Raw genomic sequence first — 2,245 nt, 5'->3', positions numbered from 1 at the left:
CCTCAGCTGCGTCCCCGATCGCGCCCAGCAGCTTCTTGAGACGGGCAGCGTCCGTCCGTAGCGCGGGGGGCGGGATCACCTTTGGTGGCAAGGTGACAGGCCAGCCGAGCTGCTTTTGAGCGAAGCTGACCCAGGGGCCGAGGTTGGTCCGAGCGCCCGGCTTGGACGCAAGGAACTCAACCAGTTCCTGCTGCGAAAATGGGCCACTGATCTGGAACTGCCGGCAGAAGGCCTCGGCGACGCCCATGTACTGGGCCACCGTGCGCGCAGGCTTATCCGCCAGCCAGGCACGGTAGGAGGCCAAATAGGTGTACCAAGGTGTGCCGGCAGCTGCAGCCAACTTGTCCTCAATGATTGCGTGACTCTGCCCTTCGGCGCGGGCCTTGCCATCAATGATGAAGCCGAACTGCTGCTGCAGAAAGGTCGCCGCATTCAAGTTAGAGCGCAGCTCCTTGGAGCTGAATACCTTGACCATCGCATCGGCAGTCAGCGGCTGACGAAGATCCTTGACCCGGTCCAGTATCAGGAAGAAGTCCACCGCCTTGGTAACGTTCGCCGGCAGCCGCGGTGTGCGAACGCCCCGGTTGGCACTCCACTCGGCGAAATTCTTGTATAGGCGGGCCAGCCAAGGTTGCTCGAAAAGCGGCAAGCGCAGCTCCACCTCACGATCCAGGCGCGACAGGATCAGACAATCGTCGCAATGGGACTGGCCACTACCAGCAACCGTGAGCCCGCAGCCTGGGCACGCATGGGAAGCCGCAGTCGGACCTGAGCAAGCCTTGCAATGGTTAAGCCCATCGACGGTTGTCTCGATCTTCCTGTACTTGCGGCACAGGCAACAGGTGGCGTGGGTATCTGCAGTACGGCACCTGGGGCAGGCGCGCACCCCTTCTTCCAGATGAGACGCACGCGCTAGGTCAGAGCTCGGCTCTCCACACAGATCACAGGGTTCGGGTGCCCGGAAGTATCGGACGCATCTGGCACACACCACCATGCTCAGCGTTCCGGGACCCGCCTCCTCTCCCATACCGGGAACTTCGACCTCGAAGATGCGCGCGGCACGAGGCGTAGGCCGCTTGCACCGACCACACGGGCGCTTCTGCCGGAGACATTTACCGCAAGGCGGTATCGACGACTCAGACACATGATAACGCGTCGGTCCACTGCATTCAGGGCATATGCCTTTGGCGAACTGGTCGTTGTAGCACTTCTGGCAATACTCGGACTTGTTGTGAACGCGGTGCGCGTTCACGATCGGGGTATAACACCCATCACAGGTACGGCGGCCGTAATTGTCAGTGCTCATTGAGAGGAGTAATCATCTTCAGCAGCGTACTTGCGCGTAGCGAGCGCCATCCAGGTTTCCGCCATTGTTCTGCCTCAGCCGCAATACGCACTGCTCGCCGACCCGCGTTGGCCTGGCCATTGATGCGTCCGGCCGGCAACTGGCCAATCTCTTGTGCGAGCCATTCCGGACACTGCTGTCTGAAACTTCGCTGGGTCACATGATACTGCCGGGAACCAGCATGAAGCGACAGTGGCCAAGCCCGGCACAGCGTATCCAGCAGCCGAAGATCGGCATCTCGCAGGCCCACTCGGCGCATTTCCAGTCTCTCCCGACACTGCCGTCCGCCGTTGATGTCCGGCAGGCGAGCGCTACCGAAGCCAGAAAGCAGTGCGTCCATCGCAAGGAGAAAGTCCCGACCGGTGCATCGGGTTACCCGCCAGTTTTGGGTGAAGCCAGGCTGCACGCATGCCCTGTACAACTTCCCCTGCATGGAGGAGGGGACCGCGACCACGCAGTCCCCAGAGACCAGAGACCGGTTACACCGTGAACACAGGCGCAGGTCGTACTGCTGACGATGCGGCTCCACGGTACCGCCGCATGAAGGGCAGGCATCGTGCAGCAATACCTGATGCTGCGGACACACTGTCCAGAAGGCCAAGCGCCACTCGCGGCGAAAGAACGGGCGCTCATCGAGACAGACGGGGCAGAAACACAATCCGTGGCGCCGCCTGGACCGATGGTAGACACCGATTGAGGTCACCCAGTGATGGGTTCCCTGCCAACCAGGCCCGTCCGGCTCTGGATGGCTCAGTCCCGCTAGCGTCATGCCCCGAATGCGGGATGTGGGCACGCCGATCGCTGCAGCCAATACATTCAACGTATCCACTCGGGCATTGGTGTCTACATCCCGGGTCCAGATGRAGTGCCCAGGGCAGACTAGCGAGGTCAGGCTTTGTG

Annotated in this window: 2 protein-coding genes and 1 pseudogene; all 3 read right to left on the bottom strand. The window is 61.6% G+C overall.

Annotated features, from left to right (window positions below; all coding sequences use genetic code 11):
- Nucleotides 1-661: hypothetical protein (locus ACXJKH_RS18975; RefSeq protein ID WP_457321700.1), on the bottom strand; the 661-nt coding region annotated here is incomplete at its 3' end.
- Between the two features lie 634 nt (nucleotides 662-1,295).
- Nucleotides 1,296-1,685: a hypothetical protein gene (locus ACXJKH_RS18970; protein ID WP_457321702.1), complete on the bottom strand. Its 390-nt coding sequence runs from the start codon at nucleotides 1,683-1,685 to the stop codon at nucleotides 1,296-1,298.
- Nucleotides 1,686-1,916: 231 nt separating this feature from the next.
- Nucleotides 1,917-2,237, bottom strand: a pseudogene (locus ACXJKH_RS18965) (TniQ family protein); the annotation flags it as partial.
- Nucleotides 2,238-2,245: the final 8 nt, after the last annotated feature.

The sequence above is a fragment of the Stenotrophomonas sp. P5_B8 genome (assembly GCF_054049855.1).
This window is presented reverse-complemented; position numbering and strand designations above follow the sequence as displayed.

Bases quoted from the DNA above. Each gene is read 5' to 3' on its own strand.
- ACXJKH_RS18970 (WP_457321702.1), bottom strand. From the start codon at position 1,685: ATGGACGCACTGCTTTCTGGCTTCGGTAGCGCTCGCCTGCCGGACATC.